The organism is Streptomyces endophyticus (genome assembly GCF_035798155.1).
Lineage (GTDB): Bacteria > Actinomycetota > Actinomycetes > Streptomycetales > Streptomycetaceae > Streptomyces > Streptomyces endophyticus.
The window spans coordinates 49539-74382 of sequence record NZ_JAOZYC010000098.1; the positions used below are offsets into that span (position 1 = coordinate 49539).

24 protein-coding genes are annotated in these 24844 nt (G+C 70.7%); 14 read left to right on the forward strand and 10 right to left on the reverse strand.

Translation table 11 applies throughout. The features are described 5' to 3' along the window. The first annotated feature begins 109 nt into the window (after window positions 1-109). From OKJ99_RS14030 to OKJ99_RS14040, 3 genes are read left to right on the forward strand one after another with little or no spacing between them, the layout of a single operon-like run. The gene (locus OKJ99_RS14030; protein ID WP_326016410.1) at window positions 110-1087 is read left to right on the forward strand and encodes a glycosyltransferase family 2 protein; all 978 of its coding nucleotides are present in this window, start codon (window positions 110-112) and stop codon (window positions 1085-1087) included. Beyond that, entirely contained in the window at window positions 1084-2421 is a 1338-nt protein-coding gene (locus tag OKJ99_RS14035) for a polysialyltransferase family glycosyltransferase (RefSeq protein ID WP_326016412.1), read from the forward strand. The genes OKJ99_RS14030 and OKJ99_RS14035 overlap by 4 nt, the downstream gene beginning before the upstream one ends. Continuing rightward, entirely contained in the window at window positions 2418-3584 is a 1167-nt protein-coding gene (locus tag OKJ99_RS14040; RefSeq protein ID WP_326016414.1) for an acyltransferase family protein, read from the forward strand. The genes OKJ99_RS14035 and OKJ99_RS14040 overlap by 4 nt, the downstream gene beginning before the upstream one ends. Here OKJ99_RS14040 and OKJ99_RS14045 read toward each other — a convergent pair. Beyond that, window positions 3569-4264, reverse strand: coding sequence for a TetR/AcrR family transcriptional regulator C-terminal domain-containing protein (locus tag OKJ99_RS14045; RefSeq protein WP_326016415.1), 696 nt, complete (start codon window positions 4262-4264; stop codon window positions 3569-3571). The two genes, OKJ99_RS14040 and OKJ99_RS14045, sit on opposite strands and share 16 nt — an antisense overlap. A 71-nt stretch (window positions 4265-4335) precedes the next feature. Between OKJ99_RS14045 and OKJ99_RS14050 the strand changes: the two genes are divergently transcribed. Then, the gene (locus tag OKJ99_RS14050) at window positions 4336-5832 is read left to right on the forward strand and encodes an FAD-dependent monooxygenase (protein WP_326016416.1); all 1497 of its coding nucleotides are present in this window, start codon (window positions 4336-4338) and stop codon (window positions 5830-5832) included. Window positions 5833-5873: 41 nt separating this feature from the next. Here the strand turns inward: OKJ99_RS14050 and leuE are convergent, their stop codons facing one another. Next, entirely contained in the window at window positions 5874-6530 is a 657-nt protein-coding gene (gene leuE, locus OKJ99_RS14055; RefSeq protein WP_326016417.1) for a leucine efflux protein LeuE, read from the reverse strand. Window positions 6531-6679: 149 nt separating this feature from the next. Continuing rightward, the gene (locus OKJ99_RS14060; RefSeq protein ID WP_326016418.1) at window positions 6680-8260 is read right to left on the reverse strand and encodes an acyl-CoA mutase large subunit family protein; all 1581 of its coding nucleotides are present in this window, start codon (window positions 8258-8260) and stop codon (window positions 6680-6682) included. A gap of 281 nt (window positions 8261-8541) precedes the next feature. Between OKJ99_RS14060 and OKJ99_RS14065 the strand changes: the two genes are divergently transcribed. Continuing rightward, a complete protein-coding gene (locus OKJ99_RS14065) occupies window positions 8542-9375 on the forward strand; it encodes a L,D-transpeptidase family protein (RefSeq protein ID WP_326016419.1) in 834 nt (277 codons plus the stop codon). A gap of 205 nt (window positions 9376-9580) precedes the next feature. On the opposite strand, the gene OKJ99_RS14070 is transcribed toward OKJ99_RS14065, so the two are convergent. From OKJ99_RS14070 to OKJ99_RS14085, 4 genes are all read right to left on the reverse strand, one after another. Continuing rightward, on the reverse strand, window positions 9581-10663 hold the full coding sequence (locus OKJ99_RS14070; RefSeq protein ID WP_326016420.1) for a hypothetical protein: 1083 nt from the start codon (window positions 10661-10663) through the stop codon (window positions 9581-9583). After that, window positions 10663-11340, reverse strand: coding sequence for an RNA polymerase sigma factor (locus OKJ99_RS14075; RefSeq protein WP_326016421.1), 678 nt, complete (start codon window positions 11338-11340; stop codon window positions 10663-10665). The genes OKJ99_RS14070 and OKJ99_RS14075 overlap by 1 nt, the downstream gene beginning before the upstream one ends. Window positions 11341-11623: 283 nt before the next feature. After that, a complete protein-coding gene (locus OKJ99_RS14080) occupies window positions 11624-11914 on the reverse strand; it encodes a hypothetical protein (RefSeq protein ID WP_326016422.1) in 291 nt (96 codons plus the stop codon). 34 nt (window positions 11915-11948) lie between these two features. Further along, window positions 11949-12545, reverse strand: a complete 597-nt coding sequence (locus tag OKJ99_RS14085) for an RNA polymerase sigma factor (protein WP_326016423.1) — start codon at window positions 12543-12545, stop codon at window positions 11949-11951. 347 nt (window positions 12546-12892) lie between these two features. On the opposite strand from OKJ99_RS14085, the gene infA reads away from it, so the two are divergent. Both infA and OKJ99_RS14095 read left to right on the forward strand, forming a co-directional pair. Beyond that, on the forward strand, window positions 12893-13117 hold the full coding sequence (gene infA / locus OKJ99_RS14090; RefSeq protein WP_326016425.1) for a translation initiation factor IF-1: 225 nt from the start codon (window positions 12893-12895) through the stop codon (window positions 13115-13117). 209 nt (window positions 13118-13326) lie between these two features. Further along, window positions 13327-15804 carry an N-acetylmuramoyl-L-alanine amidase gene (locus OKJ99_RS14095; protein ID WP_326016427.1) on the forward strand — a complete coding sequence of 826 codons (2478 nt, stop codon included), beginning with the start codon at window positions 13327-13329 and terminating at the stop codon, window positions 15802-15804. Between the two features lie 75 nt (window positions 15805-15879). Here the strand turns inward: OKJ99_RS14095 and OKJ99_RS14100 are convergent, their stop codons facing one another. From OKJ99_RS14100 to OKJ99_RS14110, 3 genes are all read right to left on the reverse strand, one after another. Beyond that, window positions 15880-16446, reverse strand: a complete 567-nt coding sequence (locus OKJ99_RS14100; protein WP_326016428.1) for a hypothetical protein — start codon at window positions 16444-16446, stop codon at window positions 15880-15882. Between the two features lie 96 nt (window positions 16447-16542). Next, window positions 16543-17052 (reverse strand): hypothetical protein, encoded by a 510-nt coding sequence (locus OKJ99_RS14105; RefSeq protein WP_326016503.1) that lies wholly within the window; start codon window positions 17050-17052, stop codon window positions 16543-16545. A gap of 102 nt (window positions 17053-17154) precedes the next feature. Next, on the reverse strand, window positions 17155-18723 hold the full coding sequence (locus OKJ99_RS14110) for a beta-N-acetylhexosaminidase (protein WP_326016429.1): 1569 nt from the start codon (window positions 18721-18723) through the stop codon (window positions 17155-17157). 142 nt (window positions 18724-18865) lie between these two features. Between OKJ99_RS14110 and OKJ99_RS14115 the strand changes: the two genes are divergently transcribed. The 7 genes from OKJ99_RS14115 to OKJ99_RS14145 all read left to right on the forward strand — a co-directional run bounded on the left by OKJ99_RS14115 (window position 18866) and on the right by OKJ99_RS14145 (window position 24841). Beyond that, window positions 18866-19543, forward strand: coding sequence for a 2-oxo-4-hydroxy-4-carboxy-5-ureidoimidazoline decarboxylase (locus OKJ99_RS14115; RefSeq protein WP_407700691.1), 678 nt, complete (start codon window positions 18866-18868; stop codon window positions 19541-19543). A 149-nt stretch (window positions 19544-19692) separates the two neighbouring features. Continuing rightward, window positions 19693-20073, forward strand: coding sequence for a succinate dehydrogenase, cytochrome b556 subunit (sdhC, locus tag OKJ99_RS14120; RefSeq protein WP_326016431.1), 381 nt, complete (start codon window positions 19693-19695; stop codon window positions 20071-20073). Between the two features lie 8 nt (window positions 20074-20081). Continuing rightward, the gene (locus tag OKJ99_RS14125; protein ID WP_326016432.1) at window positions 20082-20567 is read left to right on the forward strand and encodes a succinate dehydrogenase hydrophobic membrane anchor subunit; all 486 of its coding nucleotides are present in this window, start codon (window positions 20082-20084) and stop codon (window positions 20565-20567) included. 19 nt (window positions 20568-20586) lie between these two features. Further along, entirely contained in the window at window positions 20587-22341 is a 1755-nt protein-coding gene (sdhA, locus tag OKJ99_RS14130; RefSeq protein WP_326016434.1) for a succinate dehydrogenase flavoprotein subunit, read from the forward strand. Beyond that, window positions 22341-23117: a succinate dehydrogenase iron-sulfur subunit gene (locus tag OKJ99_RS14135; protein WP_326016435.1), complete on the forward strand. Its 777-nt coding sequence runs from the start codon at window positions 22341-22343 to the stop codon at window positions 23115-23117. The genes sdhA and OKJ99_RS14135 overlap by 1 nt, the downstream gene beginning before the upstream one ends. A 96-nt stretch (window positions 23118-23213) precedes the next feature. Next, a complete protein-coding gene (locus tag OKJ99_RS14140; protein ID WP_326016437.1) occupies window positions 23214-23615 on the forward strand; it encodes a VOC family protein in 402 nt (133 codons plus the stop codon). A 44-nt stretch (window positions 23616-23659) separates the two neighbouring features. Continuing rightward, window positions 23660-24841 carry a D-alanyl-D-alanine carboxypeptidase family protein gene (locus OKJ99_RS14145; protein ID WP_326016439.1) on the forward strand — a complete coding sequence of 394 codons (1182 nt, stop codon included), beginning with the start codon at window positions 23660-23662 and terminating at the stop codon, window positions 24839-24841. Window positions 24842-24844: the final 3 nt, after the last annotated feature.

A 24844-nucleotide genomic window follows, 5' to 3' on the forward strand; every position in this document is an offset into this window, starting at 1 on the left:
CCGGAAATGGCCTGCGCCAGGGCCGGTTCACGGTCCCGCCACGCTTCGTTCACCTGACATCAAGCCACCGGTCAAGACGAATGCCGGGCCGCGCCCTAACGTCACCGTCGTGGTCAAGCTCTCCGTCATCGTGCCGTTCTACAACGTGCAGCAATACGCGCCCGACACCCTCAGAAGTCTGCGAGCGAACGCACGCGACGACTTCGAATTCATTCTCGTCGACGACTGCTCCAAGGACGAGACACCGGACATTCTCGCGCGCGCCGAGCGCGAGCTGCCCGGCGCGGTCGTCGTGCGACACGAACGGAACGGAGGACTCGCGACCGCCCGCAACACAGGGCTCGACCGGGCCCGCGGCGAATACCTCGCCTTCCTGGACGGCGACGACTGGCTCGCGCCCGGGTACTACGCCCGGCTCCTCGCCGCCATGGAGGGCCTCGGCTGCGACTTCGTGCGCACGGACCACGTCCAGTGCACGGCGCGGGCCCGCTCGGTGCACCGCTTTCCGCACGGTCTGCGCGACGTCGTCATGGACCCGCGCGCGGCGATCCTGCCCGCCGACCGCTCGACCGCCGTCGACTACGCGTACGCGTGGGCCGGCATGTACCACCGGCGGCTCGCCGACGAAGGTCTGCTGCACTTCACCGACGGGCTCCGCACGGCGGAGGACAGGCCGTGGATCTGGCGGCTGCACCGCGAGGCCAAATCCTTTGCGGCGGTCAGCACTTTGGGCGTTTTCTATCGCCGCGGCGTCTCGTCCTCGCTCACTCAGATCGGTGACGTACGGCAGCTCGATTTCATCCGGGCATTCGACCAGGTCGTCCGGGAAACGGCGCAGGACCGGGATGCGGAGCAGCTTCTCCCGAAGGCCGTGCGTACGTACTGCGCCATCATTTCCCACCACTTGGGATCCATCGAAAGGTTCGAACCGCCCGTGGCCCGCACATTGAAGTCGCTCAGCGCGGCCGCGCTCAAGCGCATGCCGCAGCGGGTGCTCGACGACGCGCTCGACTCGATGGACACCCAGCGGGCCACGCGCCTGCGCCGGCTGCGCCGCCGCCCGGTCAGCGCGGAGGTCACGGCATGACGACCCGCATCCTGCTGGCCTCGACCCTGTACGGCGCCGCCACCCTCGCCGCGGCCCTCGACGCGGACCGGTTCGCTCCTGCGGACCGCACGCTGCTGCTGATCGCCAACAACGCGGCGACGCCCGAGACCACCCCCGCCGTCGACGAGATGCCCGGCTTCGAGCAACTGCGGGGCCGCTTCGACGGCGTCCTGTCGTGGAACGAGGCGATCGCGCCCTTCCACCCCGGCAGTTGGTCGCCGCGCACCGACGACATCCCGTTGTGGGAACGCTACTTGCGGCTCCTGTGGGAACTCGGCGACGACAACGTCGAGCTGGCCGTGGAGTCCATCCAGGTCAGCCCGGCGATGGCCGTCGCGCAGATCTTCGCGGGCGCCCCGGTCGACGTGTACGCGGACGGCCTGATGAGCTACGGCCCGACCCGCAACAAGATCGACCCGCTGATCGGCACGCGGGTGCGCCGCCTGCTCCACCTGGACCTGGTGCCGGGCCTGAAGCCGCTGCTGCTCACGGAGTTCGGCGTCCGGCCCGAGGTCGTACCGACCGAGGTCTTCCTCAAGGTCCTCGCCGACCTGTGCGACACGGCGGGCGAACTGCCCCGCCTCCCGGGCGAACCGGCCCTGCTCCTCGGCCAGTACCTCTCCGCCCTCGGCATCCTCACGGCCGAGGAGGAGGAGGACCTGCATGTGCGGATGATGCGGGGCGCCGCCCAACTCGGCCACCGGCACGTGGTGTTCAAGCCGCACCCCACCGCCCCCGCCCGCTGGTCGCGCATCCTGGAGAAGGAGGCGGAACGTCTCGGGGTCGAGCTGACCGTCCTGGAGACGCCCGTCCTCGCCGAGGTCCTCTACCAGCGGATGCGTCCGGTCCTCGTCGTCGGCTGCTTCTCGACGGCGCTGCTCACCGCGAGCGCCCTGTACGGCATCCCGGTGGCGCGCATCGGCACGTCGACGCTCCTGGACCGCCTCACGCCGTACCAGAACAGCAATCGGGTGCCGGTCACCATCGTCGACGCGCTGCTGCCCGACCTGACCGACCGTACGGCGGTGGAGGCGCAGGAACAGCCGCTGCCCGTCGGCGAGTTGGACGAGCTGCTGCGCGCGGTCGGCTACGCCATGCAGGCCAAGATCTATCCGGATCTGCGCCGCCCAGCCGAGCGCTATCTCACCGCGCGCCTCGACGACCGCACCTGGCGCTACTTCAAGCGGCGCCGGCTGACGTCGCTCGGACTGCCCGGTGCGATCCCGTCCCAGTTCGCCTTCATCCCGCGCAACGCGACGGTGCGCAGGGTCGCGAAGCGGGCCCGCTCCCTGAAGCGGGCGGCCCTCGGATGACGGCCACCGGCACGACACTGTCCCCGATCCCCGCGCCCCAGACGGAGCAGCAGCAGAAAGCGGTCCTCACCCGCCCCTCGTCCCGCCTGTACGCCCTGGACGGGCTGCGGCTGATCGCGGCGCTGATGGTGGCGGCGTACCACTACGGAGGCAGGGACGGCGAGGTCTCCCAGGCCTGGGGAACGTCGCCGAGCAGCCAGTTCCCGTCCCTGCACGGCTGGTTCGCGTACGGCTGCCTCGGCGTGCAGATCTTCTTCGTGATCAGCGGCTTCGTGATCTGCATGAGCGGCTGGGGAAGACCCCTGCGCTCCTTCTTCGCCTCGCGCGCCGCCCGCCTGCTGCCCTCGTACTGGGTGGCGATCGTGCTGGTGACGGCCGTCTTCGCGCTGCCTGTCGTGGTCTACGAGGCGGTGTCGCCCAGCGACGCGCTCGTGAACCTGACCATGCTTCAGCAGCCGCTCGGCGTGGACCGGGTCCTCGGCGTGTGCTGGACACTCTGGGCGGAGCTGCGCTTCTACGCCCTGTTCGCGCTCTGCGTCGTACTGCCGGGCGCGACCCGGCACCGGGTGGTGCTGTTCTGCGCGGTGTGGACGCTGGCGGCGGTGCTCGCGGAGGGCGCGGGCTCCGGCTCGGCCGAGTCGCTCGCGACGCTCGTCCTGATGCCGGAGTACGCGCCGTTCTTCATCGGCGGCATCGGCCTGTACCTGGTCCACCGCAACCGCCGTGACGTCACGGCGTGGGGCATCGTCGCGGTGAGCTGGCTGATCGGGCAGCACTTCGCGGTCGACCGGACGTGGCACGCGCCGAACCCGGACTTCTTCTCCTACCGCTCGTCGTTCGGGATCGTCGTGGTGATCACGCTCGGCTTCGCGGCGGTGGCGGCGATCGCGCTCGGCTGGACGAGCTGGGCGAAGTGGCGCTGGCTGACGGTCGCCGGCGCCCTCACGTACCCCTTCTACCTGGTCCACGAGCACCTCGGCTGGGTGGCGATCGCGGCCCTGCACCGACGCGTCGGCCTGCCGTCGTGGGCCACGTTCGGGGCGACGATCGCCGCGATGCTGACCCTCGCCTGGCTGCTGAACCGTTACGTCGAGAAGTGGGCGACGCCGCTGCTGCGCAGGTCGCTCAACCGTCGGCCGGGGACCGCTCAGCCCACTCCGTAACGCGCCTCGATCCCCGCGACGATCAGCCGCAGCCCCTCCTCGAACCGCTCGTCGTACGCCGCGAAGAGCCGACTGCCCGCGGCGGCGGCGAGCGGATAGTCGGCGAGCCGCTCGGCCCGCTCGGCGACGTCCACGAGCGACTCGTCCCGCGTCGGCTCGGGCCGCATGCCCTGTTCCTCGGTGACGAAGCCGAGCGTGTACATGTACGTGGTGGAGCTCGCCCAGGTGGCCTGCTCGGGCGTGAACCCGGCCTCGACGAGAAGACGCAGATTCGCCTCCATCTCGGGCCCGTGGTCCGTACCCGTGAACCGTGACCCGCTGAAGACCTTCGCGCCGTCGCGGTAGCGCAGGAGCGTGGCGCGCAGGTGCCGGTTGCCCTCGATCAGCAGGTCCTGCCAGGCGCCGGCCGGCTGGTAGCCGACCGTCCCGCCCACCTCGCCCGCCTCCGTCATCCGCCGGAACATCACGGTCGCCATCTCGTCGAGCAGCGCCTGCTTGTTCTTGAAGTGCCAGTACAGGGCGGGTGCCTGCACGTTCAGCTGCTTGGCGATGGCGCGCAGCGTCAGCCCTTCGAGACCCACGTCGTTCAGCAGGTCGAGGGCGGTGTCGGCGACGTGCGCCTTGTCGAGCTTCGGCTTCGCGGGCTTCTCGTTCTCGTTCTGCTTCTTCTTCTCGGCCACGCTTGACAGTTTAACGCCGTTAAGTCCATGCTCGAAACAGCGAACTTAACGACGTTAAGGAGACGGTGGGGATGAGCGCGGAGATGGGTACGGAGTTGAGTACCGGACCGAGCATGGACTCGACGGACGTCCTGATCGTGGGCGCGGGCCCGACGGGCCTGGCGCTCGCGGTGGACCTGGCGCGGCGCGGGACGCGGGCGCTGCTGGTCGAGCGGGCGGAGGGACTGTTCCCCGGCTCGCGCGGCAAGGGCCTACAGCCGCGCACGCAGGAGGTGCTGTACGACCTCGGGGTGCTGGAGGCGATCCACGCGGCGGGCACGCGGTACCCGAGGATGCGGATCTGGGAGGGCGAGGAGCCGGGCCAGGAGTGGGACATGATGGAGCGCTCCGAGCCGACGGAGCAGGTCCCTTGCGCGGAGGGCTGGTTGATACCGCAGACCCGCACGCAGGAGGTGCTGTACGCGCGGCTGCGGGAGCTGGGCGGCGGGGTCCGCTTCGGCGCGGCGCTGAGCGGCCTCGCGCAGGACGCGGACGGGGTGACGGCGACATTCGAGGACGGCTCCGCGATACGGGCGCGCTACGCGGTGGCGGCGGACGGCGGCAGGTCGACGGTCCGCAGGGCACTCGGCGTCGGGATGACCGGGGAGACGGTGGACCCGAAGCCGATGCTGGTCGCGGACGTGCGGATCACGGACGACGCGCCGCTCCCGGACACGCACTGGCACGTGTGGCCGAAGGCTCCGGAGGGCACGGTGGCGCTCTGCCCGCTGCCGTCGGCCGCCGGGACGGACGGCCGGGTCTTCCAACTGGCGGCGCAGTACGCGGACGAGGCGGCAGTGGTGGACCCGTCGCCGGAGGCGGTCACGGAACTCCTCGCGACCCGCACACCACTCTCGGAGACGCACATAGCCGAAGTGCTCTGGGCCTCGGACTTCCGGGCACGGGCGGCGCTGGCGGACCGCTTCCGGGTGGGCCGGGTCTTCCTCGCGGGCGACGCGGCGCACATCCACTCCCCGGCCGGCGGCCAGGGCCTGAACACGAGCGTGCAGGACGCGTACAACCTGGGCTGGAAGCTGTCGGCGGTCCTGGCGGGCGCCCCGCCCCGCCTCCTGGACACCTACGAGGAGGAACGCGTCCCGGTGGCGGCGGACATCCTCGGCGTCAGCACCCGCATCCACCGCGCGAGCGCCGCGGGCACGCCCACGCGACGCGGCGGCGAGCTGCGGCAACTGGGCATCGGCTACCGGGAGTCGACGCTGACCCGGGAGACCCGCCCGAACCTCCCGGACGAGGCACTGCGAGCGGGCGACCGGGCACCGGACGGACGCCGGGGCGGGATCCGCCTCTTCGACGCCTTCCGGGGCCCGCACTGGACGCTGCTCGCGGTGGGCACGGAGGCCGAACTCCCGCCACTGAAGGACGAGTCCCTGCGCGAGCCCGTACGCACAACGCACATCCCGCCGTACGAGGCGTACGGCCGGGGCGTGTTCCTGATCCGCCCGGACGGCTACGTGGCGTGGGCCGGGGAGACGGCGGAAGGACTGGAGGAGTACTGGAGAAACATCTGACGGAATCCGGAATCCGGAAACCGGGGTCCGGTCGGTCTGCGCTACACGCTGGCCAGCGAGAGCTTGACCGCGAAGCCGAGGAACAGCACCCCGGCCGCGGAGGTCGCGCCCGCCGAGAGGCGCCTGCGGCGGCGGAAGGCGGCGGAGAGCTTCATGCCGCTGAAGATGAGCGCCGACAGGTAGAGCACGCTGGCCGCCTGCGCGAAGGCGCCGAGCACCACGAAGGACAGGGCGGGGTACGCGTAGGAGGGGTCGACGAACTGAACGAAGAAGGCAATGAAGAACAGAATCGCCTTCGGGTTGAGCAGGCTGATCACGAAGGCGCGGCGGAAGGGCCGCTCCTGGGCGGGCTCCTCCTCGGCGGCGCCGCTCTCGGCCGCGAGCCGCTCCTTGCGGGTGCGCCACATGCTCCACGCGGCGCGCATCATGCCGATGGCGAGCCAGGTCAGGTAGCCGGCGCCGGCGTACTTCACGATCCCGAAGATCACGGAGTTGGCCTGAAGCAGGGAGGCGACTCCGGCGGCGGAGAGGGTCATCAGGACGGTGTCCCCGCACCACACACCGGCGGCCGCCTTATAGCCGGTGCGTACGCCGCGGCGGGCGCCGACGGAGAGCACATACAGCGAGTTCGGCCCCGGCAGAAGAATGATGAGGGCGAGGCCCGCGAGATAGGTCGGAAGATCGATGACACCCAGCATGCGGGGAGTGTCCCACGGTCCTCCGGTAGACCGTCCAGGGGCCCGCATACCGGACACCAATCAAGCCCGATCAAGCCCCTGCGGCGATTGAGCAGCGGGGTCCGGGGCAGAGCCCCGTGAGCCCGCCCCCGGTACCGCCACCAGCCGCGTCAGAACGTCTCCGACGGGACGTACGCCCCCCAGATCCCCCGCAGCGCGTCACAGACCTCGCCGACCGTCGCGCGGGCGCGCAACGCGTCCTTCATCGGGTAGAGGACGTTGTCCTCACCCTCCGCCGCCTTCTTCAGCTCGGCGAGCGCCGCGTCGACCGCCCCCTGGTCCCGCTCGGCCCGCAGCTTCGCGAGCCGCTCCGCCTGCTGGGCCTCGATGGCCGGGTCGACGCGGTGCGGCTCGTAGGGCTCCTCGCCCTCGAGCTGGTAGCGGTTGACGCCGACCACGACACGCTCACCGGAGTCGGTCTCCTGCGCGATGCTGTAGGCGGAGCGCTCGATCTCGCTCTTCTGGAAGCCGCGCTCGATCGCGTTGACCGCGCCGCCCATCTCCTCGACCTTGTCCATGAGTTCGAGGGCGGCGACCTCCACGTCGTCGGTCATCTTCTCGACGACGTACGAGCCGGCGAACGGGTCCACGGTGGCCGTCACATCCGTCTCGTACGCGAGGACCTGCTGCGTGCGCAGGGCCAGGCGGGCCGACTTGTCGGTGGGGAGCGCGATCGCCTCGTCGAAGGAGTTCGTGTGCAGCGACTGCGTGCCACCGAGGACGGCGCCGAGGCCCTGGACCGCGACGCGCACGAGGTTCACCTCGGGCTGCTGGGCGGTGAGCTGCACGCCCGCCGTCTGCGTGTGGAAGCGGAGCATCAGCGACTTGGGGTTCTTGGCGCCGAACTCCTCCTTCATCACCTTCGCCCAAATCCTGCGGGCCGCACGGAACTTGGCGACCTCCTCCAGGATCGTCGTCCGGGCGACGAAGAAGAACGAGAGCCGCGGAGCGAAGTCGTCGACGTCCATGCCGGCCGCGACGGCCGTGCGGACGTACTCGATGCCGTCGGCGAGCGTGAAGGCGATCTCCTGCGCGGGAGAGGCACCCGCCTCGGCCATGTGGTAGCCGGAGATCGAGATGGTGTTCCACTTCGGGATCTCGGCCTTGCAGTACTTGAAGATGTCCGCGATCAGCCGCAGCGAGGGCTTGGGCGGGAAGATGTAGGTGCCGCGCGCGATGTACTCCTTGAGCACGTCGTTCTGGATGGTGCCGGTGAGCTTGTCGGCCGGCACCCCCTGCTCCTCGCCCACGAGTTGGTACATCAGCAGCAGCAGCGCGGCCGGGGCGTTGATCGTCATCGACGTGGAGACCTTCTCCAGCGGGATGCCGCCGAACAGGACGTGCATGTCCTCGACGGAGTCGATCGCCACGCCCACCTTGCCGACCTCGCCGGACGCGATCGGGGCGTCGCTGTCGTGGCCCATCTGGGTCGGCAGGTCGAAGGCGACGGACAGGCCCATCGTGCCGTTCGCGATGAGCTGCTTGTAGCGGGCGTTGGACTCGGTGGCCGTGCCGAACCCGGCGTACTGCCGCATCGTCCACGGGCGGCCCGTGTACATCGTCGGGTACACACCGCGCGTGAAGGGGTACGCGCCCGGTTCACCCAGCTTCTGATCCGGGTCCCAACCCTCCAGAGCCGACGGGCCGTAGACCGGCTCGATGGGCAGTCCGGACTCGGATTCGCGCGCCATGGTTGTGCCTCCAGCGATGACTTGCCGATGCTTGCCGATGAGTTGCTGATGAGCTGCTGATTACTTGCGCTGATTACTTGCCAGTAGTGAACGTCCCTCGCGACGGACTGTAGCGGCGGGCGTGCGGCCAGTGGAGAGCCGCGCGCTGGGACCTTGCTCACAGACTTTCCCGCGTTTGCCCGTCGTCATCACGTGGGGCGCGCGCCGAGTTCGAGGCCGCCCGGAGGCGGGCAGCATCTGTCGTGACACAAGAGAGCGGCGCGGCAGGCGGGGGGGACGTCATGCGGACAGCTGTCCTACGTTCATCGATCGCGGTCACCGGGGTGCTGGCCCTGGTCGGCGGGTGCAGGGCCCAGGCGGTGGAAGGCGGCGGGCGCGCCGCACCGCCACTGACGTCCGAGCCGTCCACCCCCGACTCCTCCCGGCCCCCCTCCGACGACGCCAAGCCCACCGGGTCCGCGACGCCCGCCCCGAAGCCCCCGCCCAAGGTCCTCCTCGCCCCCGGCGACCGGGCCAAGGGCGTACGGGAACTACAGGCGCGGCTGCGCCAGGTGGCCTGGCTCTTCACCGGACCCACGGGCACGTACGACGCGTCGACCACCGAGGCGGTCAAGGGGTTCCAGGGCAAGCGCGGCCTTCCGCGCACCGGGGAGACGGACGCCGTGACCTGGCAGCGGCTGCTGCGGATGACGCACGAGCCGACCAAGTGGGAGCTGTACGCGTTCGGCGGGCAGCCCCCGGCGAAGCCGGACCCGCGCTGTATGACGGGGCGGGTGCTGTGCATCAGCAAGACCAGTCGCACGCTGGTGTGGATGGTGGACGGCAGGCGCGTGCTGACGACGGACGTGCGGTTCGGGTCCCAGTACACGCCGACCCGTGAGGGCGTCTTCCACGTCGACTTCAAGTCCCGGCACCACGTCTCGACGCTCTACGACACCCCCATGCCGTACGCGATGTTCTTCAGCGGCGGCCAGGCGGTGCACTACTCGTCGGACTTCGCGGCGCGCGGGTACGCGGGGGCCTCGCACGGCTGTGTGAACGTCAAGGACGAGCGGACGATCGCCCGACTGTTCGCGCAGGTGAGGAACGGAGACAAGGTCGTCGTCTACTGGTGAGGACCCCGAAGGGGATGTGTTGAGTGGCGCGGGTGGGACCGGGGGAACGTGACCCACCCGCGCCAGTGGCACGGAGCCTCAGGTACGGGGGGAACCCGGGCTCGTGCGCGGCCGATGACCAGTCGGCTCACTCATTACTGCGCCGTGTCGTCCAGAAACGTCACACATGGAGCGCAACCTTTTTGACCCGTTACGTTTCCGCAGGTCACGGAGTCGGGCTCGCGCTGGCGGCAGGACTCGGGCTGGAGGTCGCGCTGGGGCTGGGGCTCGGGCTCGCGGCGGCGCCCGGGTCACCGTCCTCGTCGGCCTCGTCCTCGTTGCCGCTCCCGCTCTCACCGGCGCCCTTGCCGTCGGAACCGTTGCCGTTGTCCGAGGCGGTCTGGCTTCCCGAGGCGCTCTTGTCGTCCGTGTGGTGCGAGGCGGTCCTGTCGGCCGACGTGGCGGGGGCTCCGGACCGGGCCAGAACGCGGTCGCAGAAGCGGTCGAGGCTCCGTCTGTCCTGTCCGAGGGCCTTCGCGGACGCCTCCAGGCGCTGCACGTCCGCGGCACCGGACTGCCCGCTCCGGTACTTGCGACAGGTATCGACGAGCTTGCGCGCCTGGGCTCCCGCCCGCGCGCCCTCATTGCCGCTCGCGTCCGCCTTGGGGCCCTTCCCCTTGGACGTACGGCCGTCGCCGGGGGTGCCCTTGCCGTTGTCGTGGGACGGGGATCGGGAGGTGGACCCGCTGCCGGACGTGCCGGACGGCTCCGTGGGGCCCGGCACCGCGTGGCCGTCCTCCGTGACCCCCGCGGAGGCCGAGGCGAGCGGCCGGTCCGGGCTCGCGGCGGCGGACACGGACGAGGCGGGCGCCGGATCGTCGGACCCGCGGAACGGCGAGGGCAGCACCCCGGTCCCCGCGGCGACCGCGACCCCGCCGACCATGCACGCGGCGAACGCGGCGACGGCTCCGAGCCGCGCGGGGCGACCCCAGCTCAGGCGTCGCCCGGACGTCTTCGGGGCGGACCGTGCGGACCGCCGGACGCGGCCCGCGCGCGCGGATCCGTTCACCGCGCCGCTCACCGCGCCGTTCACAGCCGTCACGGCGCGCGTCTCACGGAACGCCTTCAACGCGGCGTCCTCGCCCGGGAGTTCACCCTGGGGACCGGTCGGCACCTCGGCCAGCGCGTGCAGCGCGGCGGTCAGCAGGTCGGCCCTGCGGGCATCGTCCGGGGCTTCGGCCGGGGCCTCTCCGCGCAGCAGGCGGTCCGCCGCGTCGCGGTTAAGCCACTTGTCGTGCTCGTCGGCCATCACATGTCCTTCTGCGCCCGCGAACGCGAATGCGTCACACCTGCGGACGTCGACGTACGGGTGCGGTCGCGCCGTGGAGTCGGTACCGCCGCGAGGGAGTCGGCGGAATTCTCGCCCGCCGTGGGTTCGGCGGCGCCGAGCAGTTCGGCGAGCCGCTTCAGGCCGCGGTGCGCGGCGGTACGGACCGCGCCGGGCCGTTTGCCGAGGGTCTGGGCGGCGCTCTTCGCGTCGAGCCCGACGACGACACGCAGCACGACGGCCTCGGCCTGGTCCTGCGGGAGCTTGGAGATGAGCGCCATGGCGTCGCCGGTGGCCAGGGACTCCATGGCCTCGTCTGCGGTGTCGGAGAGGGCGGGTCGGCCGGTGAGCTCGGTCTCGTCGCCGCCGATGGCGGGCCGGCGTCCCCGCATGCGTATGTGGTCGAGCGCGCGGTTGCGGGCGATCCGGGCGGCCCAGCCGCGGAACCGGTCGGCATCGCCCTCGAACCGGTCGAGGTCGCGGGCTATCTGGAGCCAGGCCTCCGACGCGACGTCCTCCGCGTCCGGATCGCCGACGAGCGTGCGTATGTATCCGAGCAGCCGTGGGTGCACGGTGCGGTACACGGTCCGGAAGGCGGTCTCGCTCCCGTCCCGCGCCGCGAGCACCGCGGCGGTCAGCTCCGCGTCGTCCCCCAGCACTCCCTGCCCCTGCCCCTGCTCTGGCCGTGAAGCCGTGTGCGCCGTCCGAACGGGTGCGCGCGCCCGGCGCGAACCAGAACGCTACGGCCTGAAACGTCCTCGCGTCCATGTTCGTACAACAGACAACCAACGCTGCTCCAAGGTGGTGTGACAGAAAACGCACCGACGGCGCTGAGACAAGTACGGGCCGCTCGCGACCCGTGACGCGTGGCGGCCGGGGTCTCTCCTGTGGGGGGTGGCGACCTCGGCCGTCCCGCTTTTCCGGCCCTGTTCGCCGCTACCGCTACCTGCCCTGCCTCTGCGGGGAGTTGGCCGCGGCCCGCACCGGCCACCCCGTCCACCGCCTGCCGGGGCGCCAGTCGTCGCGCCGGCGGGGCGCCGCGGTGAGCGCCCCCGCGTCGCGGGCCTCGCGGTAGGCGGCGAGCGCCCGCCGCTCGCCCTCGGTACCCGGGAGCGGAGCGCCGCCGCGCACGGCGTCGCCGAGCAGCTCGCCGACCGAGGACCGGTCGGCGGCGCGGCCCGCTCCGTCGGCTTCGCCGCCGGGTTCGACCGGCGGCGAGGAATTCGCAGTCATCTCGCCTCCCCCAGCGTGCGCGCCCCGCGATCCGTCACACCGGACGCCCGCCCGCTTCGCCGCCCCCGAACTGCCTGGCGAGCCGCTTCAGACCCCGGTACGCAGCCGTGCGCACGGCGCCGGGCCGCTTGCCGAGGACGCGGGCGGCGGCGGGCGCGTCGAGCCCGACGACGACCCGCAGCAGCACCGCCTCGCGCTGATCGCGCGGCAGCAGGCCGAGCAGCGCGAGCGCGCGCTCGGTGGAGAGGGCCTCCAGTGCCTGCTCCGCGGTGTCGTGCCCGGCGGGCAGCTCAAGCACGTCCTGCTCCAGTACGGACTGCCGCGGCCGCACCTTCTGGCGGCGCAGCAGATCGAGCGCGCGGTGCCGCGCGATGGTCGCGGTCCACCCGCGGAACCCGGCCCCGTCGCCCCGGAACCTGCCGAGGTCCCGGGCTATCTCCAGCCACGCGTCGGAGGCGACGTCCTCCGCCTCGTCGCCCACGAGCCCGCGCAGATACCCGAGCAACCCCGGCTGTACGAGCCGGTAGGCGACGGCGAAGGCGGCCTCGTCGCCCTCCTGGGCCCGCGCGACGGCCGCGCCCAGCTCCCCGTCGTGCGCCTGCCCACGACGGGGTTCCCCTCCCTGGCCCAAGCGCTTTCCTCTTCGCACGTCTCCACAGAAGGTGGACGCGCCCGCGTCCGCCGCCCCTTGACGGGATCAGCGCCATCCTCCACAGAAACGTCACAGGCCCGGGCGCTGAGCTCGGCGAGCATGGCGCGCGGAACGAGGGGGCGGAACGAGGGGGCGGACGGCCTCGGTGGTTGGGCGGGGCGCCCGTGCCTGTTAGCGTTCAGACGGTCATGACAAATGACATCTGGAGGCGAGCCCCGAGAACGCCGTGTCCCCAGGGCGCTCCCCAGGGCCTTCGACCGCCTCGCCGATGCCCGCACGCGCGGGGTCGCGGTCGTGGACCCGGCCAGAGAAGTGAGTGAGAGACCATGGCACGACAGCAAAAGGGCATTGAGCTGGAAGGCACCGTTCTCGAGTGCCTTCGCGACGCCAACTTCACCGTGGAATTTGAGAACGGGCACAAGGTGCTCGCGCACATCAGCGGGAAGATCCGCAAGAACTACATCAAGATCCTTCCGTTCGACCGGGTCCTCGTGGAGCTCAGCCCCTACGACCTCACCCGCGGCCGGATCCTCTTCCGATACCGGTCATAGCGGACCCCACCCCGGCGTCCTCGCCCAGTGATCTAGGACACATTTGCGCAACCAGTGACGCTTCTCGACTGTCGTTCGCTGGATAGAGCATCTACCCGCGTGTCACGCGGGGTCCATGTGAACTTCATCAAGGGGTGGGGCAATTGAGCCCGCGACAGAGATCGCACGCGTACAAGCCGCTGAGTCTCAAGCGGAGAGCGTGGATCACGATGGGGGCGGTCGTGGTCGGCGGCGCCGGAGTCGTGTCGTACGCGATGGCCGAGCCCGGTACAGAGGTGGCCGGGACGGCCGCGTACCGGGCCGCGGCCGTGCACACGTTGGGCCTGGAGACGAAGGCGGACCGGAAGGTCGTTCCGCAGAAGTCGACGAAGCCGTTCAACGCCGTGTCGGTGACGTGGAAGAACCCGAAGGACAAGATCGACGGCACGGCCCAGTTCCGGGCGCGGGATGCCGCGTCCGGCGCGTGGGGATCCTGGACCACCCTGCCGAAGGACACCAACGACGCCGACGGCGCCGAGCGCGAGGGCACCGACATCCGCGGCGGCACCGCGTCCGTACCGACGCAGACCGCGGCGAACGGCGTCGAGGTGCGGGTCGTCGACGCCGACGGCAAGGCGTCGGGTCTGCCGTCCGGAATGGACGTCAAGCTGATCGACCCGGGCACCGGAACCCGCAAGGGCGCCCCCGAGTCCGCCGCGTTCACCTCCGACGAGACGCCGCCCGAGGCCCGCCCCTCCACGGTCGTGAAGCCGACGATCATCCCGCAGTCGGTATGGGGCCCCGGCCTCCCGCACGACGGAACTCCCACGTACGACACGGAGATCAAGGCCGCCGTCGTGCACCACACCGGCGTCGACCTGGACAACCAGGTGCCCTGCGCGCAGACCGCCCAGCGGCTGCGCGAGATCCAACAGGACCACGTCGCCAAGGGCTACTACGACATCGGCTACAACTTCGTGGTCGACCGCTGCGGCCAGATATTCGAGGGCCGCACCGGCGGCATGGACCTGCCGGTGCACGGGGCCCACGACTACGGCTTCAACACGGACACCGTCGGCATCTCGTACATCGGCAACTTCCAGTCGGCGAAGCCCACGAAGGCCGCGCTCGACTCCATCGCCCGCGTCGCCGCCTGGAAGTTCGGCCAGTACGGCATCAAGGCGACCGACAAGGTGACCCTGACGTCCAACGGTGACCTGAACACCGACGGCAACAAGGTCGCCAACGGCTCCACCATCACCCTCCCCCGCGTCTTCGGGCACAAGGACACCAACGCCACCGCGTGCCCCGGCACGTACCTGTACCCGAAGCTGGGCCGCATCGCGACGCTCGCCGCCACCCCCGGCGTCTCGCACGCCCTGGCGTCCCAGAACGTCGTCGGTGACGCCACCGACGACATCGTCGCCGGGCTGCCCAAGGGGTCGAGCGGCGGCCAGATCGCCCTCGTGCCCGGCTCCGTCAACGGGCCCACGGCCACCGGCAAGAAGCTGATCTCGCAGTCGACCGGCGACGTCCCCGGCGCGGGCGAGAGCGGTGACGAGTTCGGCGCCTCCACCGCCACCGGCGACATCAACGGCGACGGCAACACCGACGTCGTCGTCGGCCAGCCCGGCGAGGACGACACCACGGGCCACTCCAATCGCGGCGCCTACACGATCCTGAACGGCCCGGACTTCACCACCGGCACCGGCGTCAACATCGACGGCAGCTACGAGCTGACCAACGCCAGGTTCGGCTCCGCCGTGGCCGTCGGCGACTTCAACGCGGACGGCAAGGCCGACGTGTTCGCCGCCTCCACCGGCACCGGCGGCACCTGGAGCGCCCGCTACGGCGACGGCTGGGACACCGACTCCACGATCACCACCACCGAGGACAACCTGTCCTACGAGGACGCCGCGTCCGGCGACTTCAACCAGGACGGCTACGCGGACGTCGCGCTCAACTACCGCGACGGCGCCGGCCTCGGCAAGGTCGTCTGGTACAAGGGCGGTTCGGGCGGCCTGCGCAAGGCCGCCACGCTGTCCGTCAAGGGCGGCCGCTCCATCGGGGCGGGCGACATCAACGGCGACGGCATCGACGACATCGCCGTCGGCCAGCCGTACACCGCCGAGTCCGGCGCGGCGGCGGGCGGCCAGGTCACCTTCGTCAAGGGCTCCCTGCCCACGTCCACGACCGCGGGCGGACTGACCGCCACGGGCGCCAAGACCGTCCACCAGGACACCTCGGGCGTGCCGGGCGCCGCCGAGTCGGGCGACGCGATGGGCGCCTCGATCGCGGTCGGCGACTACAACCTCGACGGCTACGCGGACGTGCTCGCGGGCGCGCCGAACGAGGACATCACCCGCACCTCGAACCGCTCCAACGCCGGTAACTCGATTCTCCTCAAGGGGACTTCGACCGGGATCACCGGCACCGGCGCGCTCACGGTCACGCAGGACACCACCGGCGTCCCCGGCTCCTCCGAGTCGAACGACAACCTCGGCTCCGCGGTCGCCCTGACCGACCTCTCCGGGTACGGGCGCGCCGACCTGGTGCTCGGTTCGGCGGGCGAGAACACGGCCGAGGGCATGCTGACCTACGTACCGAGCAACTCCAGCGGTCTGGGCCTGTCCTCGACCAAGAACCTCACGACGGCCACGCTCGGCACCCCGGCGACCGGCCGCCTGGGCACCAACCTGGCTCCGTAACAAGCGGGTTGAGCAGTACGCGAGGGCCGTGGGGCAGTCCGCCCCACGGCCCTCGTGCGTACCGGATCAGCCGCGTCAGCCGCGGCCTCGCGCGCGCCGCGAGACGGCCGCCCGCAGCACCCTGCGCCCCTCCGTCGAGACGACCAGGGCCTGCCGCAGCCCGCCCGCGCCACCGCCCGCGAGCAGTTCCAGGATCTGGGTCTGGCGCCGCAGCTCGGCCGCGACCAGCGGCGACATCCCTTCGGTGCGGCCCTCGCGGCGCGCGCTCACGCTGGTCGCCCGGTCCTCCGCCACATCGAGCATCCGGTGCACCTGGAGCGCGGCCACCGAGCAGGCGTCCGCCCACTCCCGCCACGCCTCGGCCACCGCCCGCTCCGGCGCGGCCCCGAGCATCCGCCGCACCAGCTCCGCGGCCTCACCCTCGCCCGCGGCGCCGCTCAGCGCGTCGCGCGCCGCCACGAGCCGCGCGCCCCAGTCCGCGCCGTCCTCCGCGAGGCTCGCCCACAGCGGGCGCAGCACGTCCTCCTCGGGGTCGCCGGGACCGCCGACGCCGAGCAGCGGCACACACCGGTCGAGGCAGCCGAGCCCGCTCGTGGCGAGGCCGCGTTCATCGGCCTTCGCGATCAGTTCCACCAGGCTCATGGACGTAACGCTCCTCCGGACGCGGACCCAGCAATTCCCCTTGACGCCTACGTATCCAACTGCGCCCGCACGGCAAGGAACGTCACAGCGGGAACGTCACCGGCCCCGCACGCCGAGCCGGTCGAGGAAGCGGAAGAACAGCTCCTCGGCCGAGGGCTCGGCGGCCGCGCGCAACACCTCGTCGAGCGGCTCCAGCGGCACCTCCCGGCCGCACTCGCGGGCCCAGCCGACGGCCCGCTCGGCGGCGTCGCCGGGCGGCAGGAAGTAGTCCTCCAGGGCGCGTTCGTCCCCGCCGATGTATCCGGTCATCGCGGCGCGCCCCAGGCACGCCGTCCACACGCCGGTCTCGGGCCCGGCCGCCTCGACGACCGCGCAGGCGGAGTCCATGACGTACGCGAACAGGGCGGGCGCCCCGGTCTCCGCCGCCAGCGCGTTCATGCTGCCCACGTCGCGCGCCTGCTCGCCGCCGCCGGGGCACTCCCACACCTGCCAACCGTCGGCCCGCTCCTCCAGGAGCGTCAGCTCCTCGCGCACCCCGCCCAGGGCCTCGCACTTGTCCAGCGGCTGACCGCTTCTCGCGACCACGTAGTAGCCCCAGTACCCCATGTCCGTTCCCCCCGCCCCGGTGTACGTCACATACGTCGTACCTGCGGCCGAATAGACCACAGGCACACGGGACTTCGCCACCAGAACGCCGGATCGCGACGGTCAGCCGTCCAGCTTGTCGGCCAGGTCGACGAAGTCCGGCCAACTCAGCTCCGGCTTCTTCGGGTCCCACAGCTTCTGCACGGTCGCCCGCAGCGGCATCCGGACGCCCTTGGCGACCTGTGCCGGGGTCTGCGCCCCCGAGATGTCGCACCACACGGCGAACGAACCGCCCAGAATCCGGTCGTCGTACTTCGCGGGCACCGGGCTCGTCTTGCGCAGCACGCGCGGCGTCCAGCTCTTGTAGATCCGCTCGCCGGTCGGATAGACGAAGGTGTTGGGCTGGCCGAGGACGTAGTACAGGAACTCGTCGTTGTAGTTCGTCATCTTCCGCCCCTCGTTCAGATACTCGAGGGGCTCGCGCGCGCCGATCTCCTTGCCGGTCCAGTACGCGACCTCGATGCCCTTGTCCGCGTCGACGACCCCGCCCTTGTAGAACCCGTCGTTCCAGGCCTTCAGGTTCCGGTCGAAGGGGGCCATGGTCTTCGCCCGGTCGTTGAGCCAGCCCTGGGCGAGGTCCTGGACCTTCGCGTTCGCCCCGTACTTCGCGCGCGCCGCGCTGGCGAGCTGCGGGTAGGAGGCCTCGGGGTTCTCGCTCATCAGCGCCCGGTACTCGTCGGCGCCCAGGTGCCAGTACGCGCCCTTGAACAGCTTCGCGTACTCCTTCAGCAGGTCGTCGACGATCTTCGCGGCGCCCGGCTTCGAGATGTCCACGGCGCCGCGCGCCGCCACCCCGCTCGCGTCGCGCAGCTGGAGGTCGGGGTGCGCGGCGATCACGGCGCCCAGGTGCCCCGGCGAGTCGATCTCCGGCACGACCGTGATGTGCCGCTCGGCGGCGAGCTTCAGGATGTCCTTCACCTGCGCCTTGCTGAGGTGGTCCTTGGAGACGACCTCGGGATGCGAGTCGGACTCGATCCGGAAGGACTGGTCGTCGGAGAAGTGCAGGCCCAACTGGTTGTACTTCAGGTCCCCGATGTCCCGGATCCGGTCCTTGATCCAGTCGGCCGTGAAGTGCTTGCGCGCGATGTCGAGGTTGAACCCGCGCTGCGCCTTGGCGGGTTCGTCGGCGGTGACGCCCTCCGGGGCCTTCGCGCCGTCGTGCACCTCCTGCTTGAGGGTGCGGGTCCCGTAGTACACGCCGGTGTCGCTCGGCCCGACGATCCGCACGGTCCCGCCACGCACGGACATCCGGTACGACTCCGGGTTCGCCCCGCTCTTCCCGCCGAGCGCCAGCTCGACGTCGCCGGACCCCGCGTCCCCGGACCCCGCGTACGTCAGGTCCAGCTCCTCGGCGACGAGCCGCCCCTCGTCCGCCAGTTCGCCGTCCTTCACGACGACCCTGCCGCCGTCCGGCTTCCAGCCGGGCCCGTGCGCCGGCGTGAAGTCGCGCACCTCGGGAATCGTGTGCGCAGGCTTCGACAGCGGGTACGAGCGGGTGGGCGAGGGCGCCGCGGACGTCGCCGACTTCCCGTCGGACGGAGATCCGCCACCCTCCGAGCACCCCGCGGCCGCGACCAGAACGGCCCCGACGGCGACGACCACCAGAGCTTTCCGCTCCTTCTCCACGAACACCTCGCTGAACCCCGTGAGACCGACAAGTACGCCGCCGACGTTAACGGCGGACCCCCAGGGGTGCGGGAACGGACAGGCTTACCGTCCACCCAACCCCCGCAAACCGGCCCGTCCGAGTGAATTTCACGCATCCGCCGGACACTTGCGACAACCCCTGACTACCGTTACGCCACAACCACCACACCTTTCCCCAAGCTCTCGGCTCCGCTCGAGCAGGGGATGCCCCATTCGCCTGCCGGAGGCCCCGCTGAGCCCCCTCCAGACTCCCGGCCGCCTGCCCATACCGGTCCAGGCCACGGCATCCGGCACCGCCGGAGGCCTGGCGCGCTTCAACGCGCTGCCGCGGGAGACCGCCGAGCTGACACTGCACACGTGCTGCCGAAGCCACGCCTGGGCGCGCCGGGTCGCCGCACACCGCCCGTACCCGAACCTCGACGCGCTGCTCGCCGCGGCGGACGAGGCGGCGTACGACCTCGCCCCCGCCGACATCACCGAGGCCCTGATGGGCGAGAAGCAGTCGCTGCCGCCGTCCCCCGCGGGCTACCCGGCGGCCGCACTGACCGCGCTGGTCGCGGCACACAGCGCGTACGAGACCCGCTTCGGCCACCCCTTCGTGATCTGCCTGGACGACATCGCGCCAGGTGAGGCCCTCGACCACCTGCTCGCGGGCCTGCGCACCCGGCTCGGCCACGACCCGCTGCACGAGCGCGAACTGGCCGCCGAGGAGCTGCGGCGACTCGCCCGGGGCCGGCTCGCCCGCCTGACCCGCAGGGAAACCGGCCGGGAAACCGGCATCAATAGCCCGTACGTGCCTGTTTGATTGCCTGTTTGATCACACATAAGGCCCCCGTGCGAGTGTTCCGACAACTCGTCGATACGATGACGAGCGGCCGGTGGACCGTACCCGGCCGGGCCCGCCCGACACTGAAGCCGGCGCGGCTCTAGTCCCCGCTCCCGGAGGGTTCTTCCGTGCCGGCTGGAACGCTGTACCGCGGCCGGGAAGGCATGTGGTCATGGGTGGCTCATCGAGTCACCGGTGTCCTCATTTTCTTCTTCCTGTTCGTGCACGTCCTCGACACCGCTCTCGTTCGCGTCTCCCCCGAGGCGTACGACGATGTCGTTGGTACCTATAAGACGCCGATCGTCGCGCTTCTGGAATACGGCCTCGTGGCCGCGATCCTGTTCCACGCGCTCAACGGCCTGCGTGTCATCGCCGTCGACTTCTGGTCGAAGGGCCCGCGCTACCAGAAGCAGATGCTCTGGACCGTCATGGGCATCTGGATCGTCCTGATGGTCGGGGCTCTCTACCCCGTACTCGGCCACGCCGTCCGCGCCATCTTCGGGAGCTGAGGCCAGACATGTCTGCTGACACCACCCCCGCGACGCCCGGCGTCGGCCCCGTAGAGGGCGTTTCGCTCTACGACGTCGACAACCCGGCCCCGTACATCGAGGCCCCGCGCAAGCGCACCTCGAAGACCCCGCGCTCGACCCGCGGCAACTTCGAGATGGCCGCATGGCTCTTCATGCGTCTGTCCGGCGTCGTCCTGGTCGTTCTCGTCCTCGGCCACCTGCTGATCCAGCTCGTCCTCGACGGCGGCGTCTCCAAGATCGGCTTCGCGTTCGTCGCGGGCCGCTGGGCGTCCCCGTTCTGGCAGGGCTGGGACCTGCTGATGCTGTGGCTCGCGATGCTGCACGGCGCCAACGGCCTGCGTACCGTCATCAACGACTACGCCGAGCGCCCCCAGACCCGTATGTGGCTGAAGGGCCTGCTGTACGCCGCGACGGTCTTCACCGTCCTGCTGGGCACGCTGGTGATCTTCACCTTCGACCCCAACATCCGTTAAAGCCGAGGCGAGCGAAACCGTGAAGATTCACAAGTACGACACCGTCATCGTCGGCGCCGGCGGCGCCGGCATGCGCGCGGCCATCGAGTCGACGAAGCGCAGCCGCACCGCCGTGCTGACCAAGCTCTACCCCACCCGCTCCCACACCGGTGCGGCGCAGGGCGGCATGGCCGCCGCGCTCGCCAACGTGGAGGAGGACAACTGGGAGTGGCACACCTTCGACACGATCAAGGGCGGCGACTACCTGGTCGACCAGGACGCCGCCGAGATCCTGGCGAAGGAGGCCATCGACTCGGTCCTCGACCTGGAGAAGATGGGCCTGCCGTTCAACCGCACCCCGAACGGCACCATCGACCAGCGCCGCTTCGGCGGTCACTCCCGTAACCACGGCGAGGCCCCGGTCCGCCGGTCCTGCTACGCCGCGGACCGCACGGGCCACATGATCCTTCAGACGCTGTACCAGAACTGCGTGAAGGAGGGCGTGGAGTTCTTCAACGAGTTCTACGTCCTGGACCAGCTGATCGTCGAGGAAGACGGCGTCAAGAAGTCCGCCGGTGTGGTCGCCTACGAGCTGGCCACCGGCGAGATCCACATCTTCCAGGCCAAGTCGGTCATCTACGCCTCGGGCGGCACGGGCAAGTTCTTCAAGGTGACGTCCAACGCGCACACCCTGACCGGCGACGGCCAGGCCGCCTGCTACCGGCGCGGGATCCCGCTGGAGGACATGGAGTTCTTCCAGTTCCACCCGACCGGCATCTGGCGCATGGGCATCCTCCTTACGGAAGGCGCCCGTGGTGAGGGCGGCATCCTCCGTAACAAGGACGGCGAGCGCTTCATGGAGAAGTACGCGCCGGTCATGAAGGACCTCGCCTCGCGAGACGTGGTTTCGAGGTCCATCTACACCGAGATCCGTGAGGGCCGCGGCTGCGGTCCCGAGGGCGACCACGTCTACCTCGACCTCACGCACCTGCCGCCGGAGCAGCTCGACGCCAAGCTCCCGGACATCACCGAGTTCGCGCGTACGTACCTCGGCATCGAGCCCTACACGGACCCGATCCCGATCCAGCCGACCGCGCACTACGCCATGGGCGGCATCCCGACGAACGTCCAGGGTGAGGTCCTCGCGGACAACACCACGGTCGTTCCCGGTCTGTACGCCGCCGGCGAGGTCGCCTGTGTCTCCGTGCACGGCGCCAACCGCCTCGGCACCAACTCGCTGCTCGACATCAACGTCTTCGGGCGTCGTGCGGGCATCGCGGCCGCCGAGTACGCGCACAAGACCGAGTTCGTCGAGCTGCCGGAGGACCCGGCCACGCTCGTCGAGGAGCTCGTCGAGCGGCTGCGTGACTCGCAGGGCACCGAGAGCGTCGCGGTGATCCGCAACGAGCTGCAGGAGTGCATGGACGCCAACGTGATGGTGTTCCGCACCGAGCAGACGATCAAGACGGCAGTCGAGAAGATCGCCGAACTGCGCGCCCGCTACAAGAACGTGTCCGTCCAGGACAAGGGCAAGCGGTTCAACACGGACCTCCTTGAGGCCATCGAGCTGGGCAACCTGCTCGACCTGGCCGAGGTCATGGCGACTTCCGCCCTGGCCCGCAAGGAGTCCCGCGGCGGTCACTACCGCGAGGACTTCCCGACCCGCGACGACGTCAACTTCATGCGCCACACCATGGCGTACCGCGAGGTCGGCGACGACGGCTCCGAGTCCATCCGGCTCGACTACAAGCCGGTCGTCCAGACCCGCTACCAGCCGATGGAGCGTAAGTACTGATGGCTACCCCGACCATGGACAAGGCGGAAGCGGCGGGCGCGCCCGAGGCCGGCTTCGCCGACACCCCGAACATCACGATCACGCTGCGCGTGCGCCGGTTCAACTCTGAGGTCTCCGACGAGTCGACCTGGCAGGACTTCCAGCTGGAGATGGACCCCAAGGAGCGCGTTCTCGACGCGCTGCACAAGGTCAAGTGGGAGCAGGACGGCACGCTGACGTTCCGTCGCTCCTGCGCGCACGGCATCTGCGGGTCCGACGCGATGCGGATCAACGGCAAGAACCGTCTTGCCTGCAAGACGCTGCTCAAGGACATCAACCCGGAGAAGCCGATCACGGTCGAGGCCATCAAGGGCCTCACGGTCCTCAAGGACCTCGTGGTCGACATGGACCCGTTCTTCCAGGCGTACCGCGACGTCATGCCGTTCCTCGTCACCAAGGGGAACGAGCCGACGCGTGAGCGCTACCAGTCCGACGAGGACCGGGCGCGCTTCGACGACACCACCAAGTGCATCCTGTGCGCCGCGTGCACGTCGTCCTGCCCGGTGTTCTGGAACGACGGCCAGTACTTCGGTCCTGCCGCCATCGTGAACGCCCACCGCTTCATCTTCGACTCGCGTGACGAGGCCGGGGAGCAGCGCCTGGAGATCCTCAACGACCGTGACGGTGTGTGGCGCTGCCGCACGACCTTCAACTGCACGGACGCCTGCCCGCGTGGCATCGAGGTCACCAAGGCGATCCAGGAAGTGAAGCGGGCGCTGATCACGCGCCGCTTCTGACCTTGCCAGCTCACGCCGCAGGGCTCTGAGGGCCCCGTTCCCTTTCGGGAGCGGGGCCTTCGCCGTTTTTGCCTGGTTGCTCGCTAATCTGCCGCTATGCCACATGAGCTGGAAATCCTCGGGTTCGACAACACCCTGTTCCCCGTCGGCGATCTGAGCGAGGCCGTCGCCTTCTACGAGCGCGTCGGGTTCCCCGTGAAGGTCCGCATCGACGAGGCCGGGATCGCGCTGCTCGCGGCCGGCAAGGAGACGCCCGGGCTGCTGCTGCGGGCCGAGGACGGGTTCGGCCACCGGCCGCCCGCCTGGCCCGCCGCGCGGCTGTGGCTGGAGGTACCGGACGCCCGCGCGACGGCCGACGCGCTGCGCGCCGCCGACATCGAGCTGCTCGATCCGCCCTTCTCCACCTCCACCGGCTACGTCGTGGAGTTCGCCGACCCGTGGGGCAACGTCATCGGCTTCACGGACTACCTCAAGAGGCCGGAGCTGGCGCGGAGCTGAGCCCCGCCGGTCTTTACCCGCTCTTTGGCCTGTACCTTCACGGGATGCCCGGCACCACCTCCTCCCCCACGACCGCGCAGCTCACCCGCCGCACCGCCCTCGGCCTCGGGGCGGGCGCGGCAGCGGCGCTCGCACTGCCCCCGCAGACCGCCTCGGCCGCCTCCGCGATCGGCGGGACGCAGCTCGCCGCTTCGGGCGTGCAGGTGCGGCGCCGGGCGGGCGCGCCGAAGCTGCCGAAGCTCGCCGCGAAGGCGTGGCTGATCGCCGACGGCGACAGCGGCGAGGTGCTCGCCTCGTACAACGGACACCGCCGACTGCCGCCGGCCTCCACGCTGAAGATGCTGTTCGCGGACACGGTGCTGCCGAAGTTCGACAGCACGCTGAAGCACAAGGTGACGGCCGAGGACCTCGCGGACATACCGTTCGGCTCCAGCCTCGTCGGCGTCCAGGCCGGGACGACGTACAGCGTGCACCAGTTGTGGCAGGGCGTGTTCCTCCGCTCCGGCAACGACGCCGTGCATGTGCTCGCCTCGATGAACGGCGGCGTCGACAGGACCGTCGCGCAGATGCAGGCCCGCGCGAAGGACCTCCAGGCGAACGACACCCACGTCGTCAGCCCGGACGGCTTCGACCACCGCGGGCAGCTCTCGTCCGCGTACGACCTGACGCTGTTCGCCCGCGCCGGGCTGAAGAACGACGACTTCCGCGGCTACTGCGCCACCAAGGTCGCCGACTTCCCCGCGGGCGGCTCCAAGACGTTCCAGATCCAGAACACCGACCGCCTCCTCACCGGGCAGGGCGTCACCCCGTACGAGGGCCTCATCGGCGTCAAGAACGGCTACACCTCGCACGCGGGCAACACCTTCACCGGCGCCGCCACCCGCGGCGGCCGCACCCTCCTGGTCACCGTGATGCACCCGAAGTCCGGCTACGAAGCCGTGTACGAGGAGACGGCCGCGCTGCTCGACTGGGGCTTCGCGGCCGCGCACAGGGTGCGCCCCATCGGCGAGTTGGTCACGCCGCTGAGCGAGCGTCCGAACACCCCGAGGACATCGACCCGCGCGCCGCACGTGGCGGGCGCGGGACCGGCCGCGAGCACGTCCACCGGCTCGCACGGGGACGACTGGGCGCTCGGCGGGTCCATGGCCCTGGCGGCCCTCGCCGGCGGCGGCCTGCTGGCCCTGCGCCGCCGGGCGAAGCCGACGGGACGGCGCAGGAGGGCCTGAGGT